Consider the following 4,321-nt stretch of genomic DNA (forward strand, 5'->3'; position numbering starts at 1 on the left):
ATAACTGACCACTGATGTTGATCCCAATTTAGGAGAAAAACAGGTAATTCATGTCTGCTAACGATACCATCTCGGATATGCTGACCCGCATCCGTAACGCTTGCGCGGTTCGGCAGACCACTACTCAAATTCCCACCACGCGGATGACGCGCAGTATTGCTCAAGTTCTCAAAGACGAAGGCTTTATTGCTGACTTTGAGGAAGTGGGTGAGGGGATTAAATCTCAATTAGTTCTTTCCCTCAAATATAAAGGCAAAAACCGTCAACCGATCATTACTACCCTCACCAGAGTCAGTAAACCGGGCCTGCGAGTTTATTCCAACAGTAAAGACTTACCTCGCGTCCTCGGTGGCATTGGCATCGCCATTGTTTCTACCTCTAAAGGTATTATGACCGATCGCGAAGCGCGTAAACAAAACGTTGGCGGCGAAGTCCTTTGCTACATCTGGTAAACAAGGATAAGCTATCAGCCGTCAGCCTTTCCAAGTTTAAACCTGATAGCTGACCCACTGATAACTCTTCCCTGATAACTGATAACTCTTCCCTGATAACTGTTATGTCTCGTATTGGCAAACGCCCGATTCCTATTCCCAATAAAGTCACCGTCGATATCGATGGTGCTACCGTGACGGTGAAAGGGCCCAAAGGAACTCTCCAGAGAACCCTACCCACCGCCGTCGCCATCGACAAAGATGGCGAAACCCTGCTCGTTACCCGTCAAGACGATTCCCGTACCGCCAGAGAACGCCACGGACTCTGTAGAACTCTGGTGGCCAACATGGTGGAAGGAGTCGCTACCGGCTTTCAAAAACGCCTCGATATCCAAGGGGTGGGCTACCGCGCCCAGGCGCAGGGTAGTAAATTAGTTCTTAACGTCGGTTACAGTAAACCCGTGGAAATGGAGATGCCCGATGGTGTTTCCGTCGCCGTAGAAAACAACACCCAAGTTATCGTCAGTGGCATCGACAAAGAAGCCGTCGGTAACATTGCCGCTAAAATCCGCGAAGTTCGTCCCCCCGAACCTTATAAAGGAAAAGGGATTCGCTATCTTGGTGAAGTTGTCCGTCGCAAAGTTGGTAAAGCTGGCGGTAAAGGCGCTAAAGGCGGTAAAGGAGGTAAAAAATAAACCATGAAACTTAGTCGCAAAGAATCAGTCCGTCGTCGTCACCAGCGTGTGCGTCGCAAAATTAATGGCACTGCTGAACGGCCGCGTTTATCCGTATTTCGTTCTAATAACCACATCTACGCCCAAATTATCGACGACGTAGCCCAACACACCCTCGCTGCCGCTTCTACCCTAGAGGCCACCTTGCGCGGGGAATTGGAATCCACCGCTACCCAAGAAGCCTCGGCTGCCGTGGGTAAACTGGTGGCCCAACGGGCCCTAGACAAAGGCATTGAACAAGTGGTTTTTGATCGCGGTGGCAATCTCTATCACGGTCGCGTCAAAGCCTTAGCAGAAGCGGCTCGGTCAGCCGGCTTAAACTTCTAAAATATCCTTTCAACACTGATAAAACTATGGCAAAACGTCGCAAAGGCAACCGCGAAAAAGAAAAAGAAACCACTTGGCAAGAGCGGGTCATCCAGATCCGCCGGGTTAGTAAAGTGGTTAAGGGTGGTAAAAAACTCAGCTTCCGGGCCATCGTCGTGGTCGGTAATGAAAACGGCCAGGTGGGAGTGGGAGTCGGCAAAGCAGGGGACGTTATCGGGGCCGTCCGTAAAGGCGTGGCCGATGGCAAAAAACAACTAATTGAAGTTTCCTTAACTAAAGCTAGTTCCATCACTCACCTCACCCGGGGGGCTTCCGGTGGCGCTCAGGTGCTTATGCGTCCGGCTGCCCCGGGGACTGGGGTTATTGCCGGGGGTGCTGTCCGTACCGTTTTAGAATTAGCCGGGGTGAAAAATATCCTCGCTAAACAACTCGGTAGCGATAACCCCCTCAATAACGCTAGAGCCGCCGTTAACGCCCTGGAAACTCTCCGTACTTTCTCGGAAGTGGCCAAAGATCGAGGCGTATCTGTAGAACATTTGTACACCTAGAGAAATCACCATGAAACTCCACGAAATCGCCCCCCAACCGGGGTCCACTAAACGCCGTCGTCGTGTGGGACGGGGTGTCTCGGCCGGCCAGGGTGCTAGTTGCGGCCTGGGAATGCGCGGACAAAAATCTCGCTCCGGGACGGGGACCCGCCCCGGTTTTGAGGGGGGACAAATGCCCCTCTATCGTCGGGTTCCGAAATTAAAGCATTTTCCTTTGGTTAACCCCCGTCAATACACGATTGTTAATCTGAGAAAATTGGCTTCTTTACCCGCTAATACGGAAGTTACCCTAGAAAGTCTCCTAAAAGCTAAAATTCTCACCAGCAATGACGGCCCTTTAAAAGTTTTAGGTGATGGTGAAATTACCGTTCCCCTCAAGGTGAAGGCCGCCGCTTTTAGCAATAGTGCTAAAGAGAAAATTACCGCCGCTCAAGGTACTTGGGAAGAAATTTAACGGAGACAGGAGACAGGAGATAAAAGGCAAAAGGCAAAAGGCAAAAGGCAAAAGGCAAAAGGTAAAGGGCAGCTTTGTTCTCCCTACACCCTACACCCCACACCCCACACCCCACACCCTACACCCTACACCCCACACCCTACACCCCACACCCTACACCCCACACCCTAACACCCAATCCCCAAGACCGGATTGCTATATCATAAGAAAGACAGGGGAAATCTTAAAAAAATCGAGAAAGTTTTCCCCCTCGATTACTTTTTCCCATAAAAAAACTGCACTAGAGGTAACTGTTAATGGTCGTCAGTCGTGATAAGGCTCCCACGGCACAGGAAACGTTTATGCAAATGGCACAAGCGGCCGGTTTACGCGGTCGCTTGTTGATTACATTGGGTTTACTGGTTCTGCTCCGTTTTGGGATGTTTGTACCGATACCCGGTTTGGATCGGGCAAGATTAGCAGAAATTATTCAAAGTAACGCCGCTTTGGGAATCCTTGACCTGTTCACCGGGGGAGGATTATCGACGTTGGGGATTTTTGCCCTCGGCATTCTTCCCTATATCAACGCCTCAATTATCGTGCAACTGCTCACCGCTGCCCTTCCTTCTTTGGAAGATTTACAGAAAAATGAAGGAGAAGCAGGACGGCGAAAAATTGCCCAAATTACCCGTTATATTGCCTTTGGTTGGTCAATTATTCAAAGTATCGGCATTACTCTCGGTTTATTGGTGGCTAACGGCGTTGTGGCCGGAACTTTACCCTCGATCGCTGCTACGGTTCTCGCTTTAGTGGCGGGTTCTATGTTCGTGATGTGGATTTCGGAACTGATTACGGAACGCGGTCTGGGAAATGGAGCATCTTTGCTGATTTTTGTCAACATTGTCGCTGTTTTACCGAAAACCCTCGGTGATACGATTACTTTTGCTCAACAGGGTGGCCGACAAGCGATCGCTCAAGTGGTGATTCTCTTGCTGGTTTTCTTGGTGATGATTATCGGCATTGTTTTTGTTCAGGAAGGAACCCGTCGGATTCCGATTGTTTCTGCCCGTCGTCAGGTGGGTCGTCGTCTCTATCGGGAAAGAACCAGTTATCTACCCCTACGACTCAATCAAGGGGGCGTGATGCCGATTATTTTCGCCTCGGCAGTGTTGGTCTTACCTTTCCAATTGGTGCAAGCTTTACCCACGGATAACCCGGTCGGTCAGGTTTTAGTTCAGTTGGTTAATGCTCTGCGTCCCGATAGTTGGGGTTATGTGGCTTTTTATAGCTTACTAATTCTCGGTTTTAGTTTCTTCTACGCTTCCCTGATCGTTAACCCCAAGGATATGTCCCAAAACCTGAAAAAAATGGGGGCCAGTATTCCGGGGATTCGGCCAGGGACCGCTACTACTAATTATCTGGAAGGGGTGCTGAATCGTCTCACCCTTTTGGGCGCTCTCTTTTTAAGTTTGGTGGCTACTGTGCCGACTGTAGTAGAAAGCGCCACCGGTGTTACCACTTTTCGCGGTTTGGGGGCAACTTCCCTGTTAATTCTGGTGGGGGTGGCGATCGATACGGCGAAACAAATTCAAACCTATGTCATCTCTCAACGCTATGAGGGCATGATTAAACAGTAGTTAGATAGTCAGCCAGTGACCTTTTAGCGGTTACTGGTTGTTTTTTCCCTTAAAACCCTATATTTAATCCTTGACATCCTCGCCGCCGTAAACGGACGGTGATTCCCAAACCTCACGATTTAGGTTTCTGCTTCTTTCCCGAAGGATTTTTCGCACCTGCCTTAACAGATTTACTCTGTTCTGGTCTTATGGTCGCTCTACAGACTGACAC

At 49.6% G+C, this 4,321-nt stretch carries 6 protein-coding genes; all 6 read left to right on the forward strand.

Translation table 11 applies throughout. From position 1 onward, the window contains the following. Positions 1-50 precede the first annotated feature (50 nt). The 6 genes from rpsH (at position 51) to secY (ending at position 4,110) form a co-directional block, all read left to right on the forward strand. The gene (gene rpsH / locus PX484_RS02970) at positions 51-452 is read left to right on the forward strand and encodes a 30S ribosomal protein S8 (protein ID WP_002734721.1); all 402 of its coding nucleotides are present in this window, start codon (positions 51-53) and stop codon (positions 450-452) included. A 104-nt stretch (positions 453-556) separates the two neighbouring features. After that, positions 557-1,126 (forward strand): 50S ribosomal protein L6, encoded by a 570-nt coding sequence (gene rplF / locus PX484_RS02975; protein ID WP_002794624.1) that lies wholly within the window; start codon positions 557-559, stop codon positions 1,124-1,126. A gap of 3 nt (positions 1,127-1,129) precedes the next feature. Beyond that, positions 1,130-1,492, forward strand: a complete 363-nt coding sequence (gene rplR, locus PX484_RS02980; protein ID WP_002753900.1) for a 50S ribosomal protein L18 — start codon at positions 1,130-1,132, stop codon at positions 1,490-1,492. 26 nt (positions 1,493-1,518) lie between these two features. Next, entirely contained in the window at positions 1,519-2,040 is a 522-nt protein-coding gene (gene rpsE / locus PX484_RS02985) for a 30S ribosomal protein S5 (RefSeq protein WP_002757584.1), read from the forward strand. A gap of 10 nt (positions 2,041-2,050) precedes the next feature. Continuing rightward, positions 2,051-2,494, forward strand: coding sequence for a 50S ribosomal protein L15 (gene rplO / locus PX484_RS02990; protein ID WP_002780095.1), 444 nt, complete (start codon positions 2,051-2,053; stop codon positions 2,492-2,494). Positions 2,495-2,790: 296 nt separating this feature from the next. Then, positions 2,791-4,110, forward strand: coding sequence for a preprotein translocase subunit SecY (gene secY, locus PX484_RS02995; RefSeq protein ID WP_288102800.1), 1,320 nt, complete (start codon positions 2,791-2,793; stop codon positions 4,108-4,110). Positions 4,111-4,321: the final 211 nt, after the last annotated feature.

Source organism: Microcystis sp. M49636_WE2, from assembly GCF_030065375.1.
Classification (GTDB): Bacteria; Cyanobacteriota; Cyanobacteriia; order Cyanobacteriales; family Microcystaceae; genus Microcystis; species Microcystis aeruginosa_C.

What these genes read in the sequence shown, in the direction of transcription:
- rpsH (WP_002734721.1), top strand. Translation starts at nt 51, where the DNA reads ATGTCTGCTAACGATACCATCTCGGATATGCTGACCCGCATCCGTAAC.
- rplF (WP_002794624.1), top strand. Translation starts at nt 557, where the DNA reads ATGTCTCGTATTGGCAAACGCCCGATTCCTATTCCCAATAAAGTCACC.
- rplR (WP_002753900.1), top strand. Translation starts at nt 1,130, where the DNA reads ATGAAACTTAGTCGCAAAGAATCAGTCCGTCGTCGTCACCAGCGTGTG.
- rpsE (WP_002757584.1), top strand. Translation starts at nt 1,519, where the DNA reads ATGGCAAAACGTCGCAAAGGCAACCGCGAAAAAGAAAAAGAAACCACT.
- rplO (WP_002780095.1), top strand. Translation starts at nt 2,051, where the DNA reads ATGAAACTCCACGAAATCGCCCCCCAACCGGGGTCCACTAAACGCCGT.
- secY (WP_288102800.1), top strand. Translation starts at nt 2,791, where the DNA reads ATGGTCGTCAGTCGTGATAAGGCTCCCACGGCACAGGAAACGTTTATG.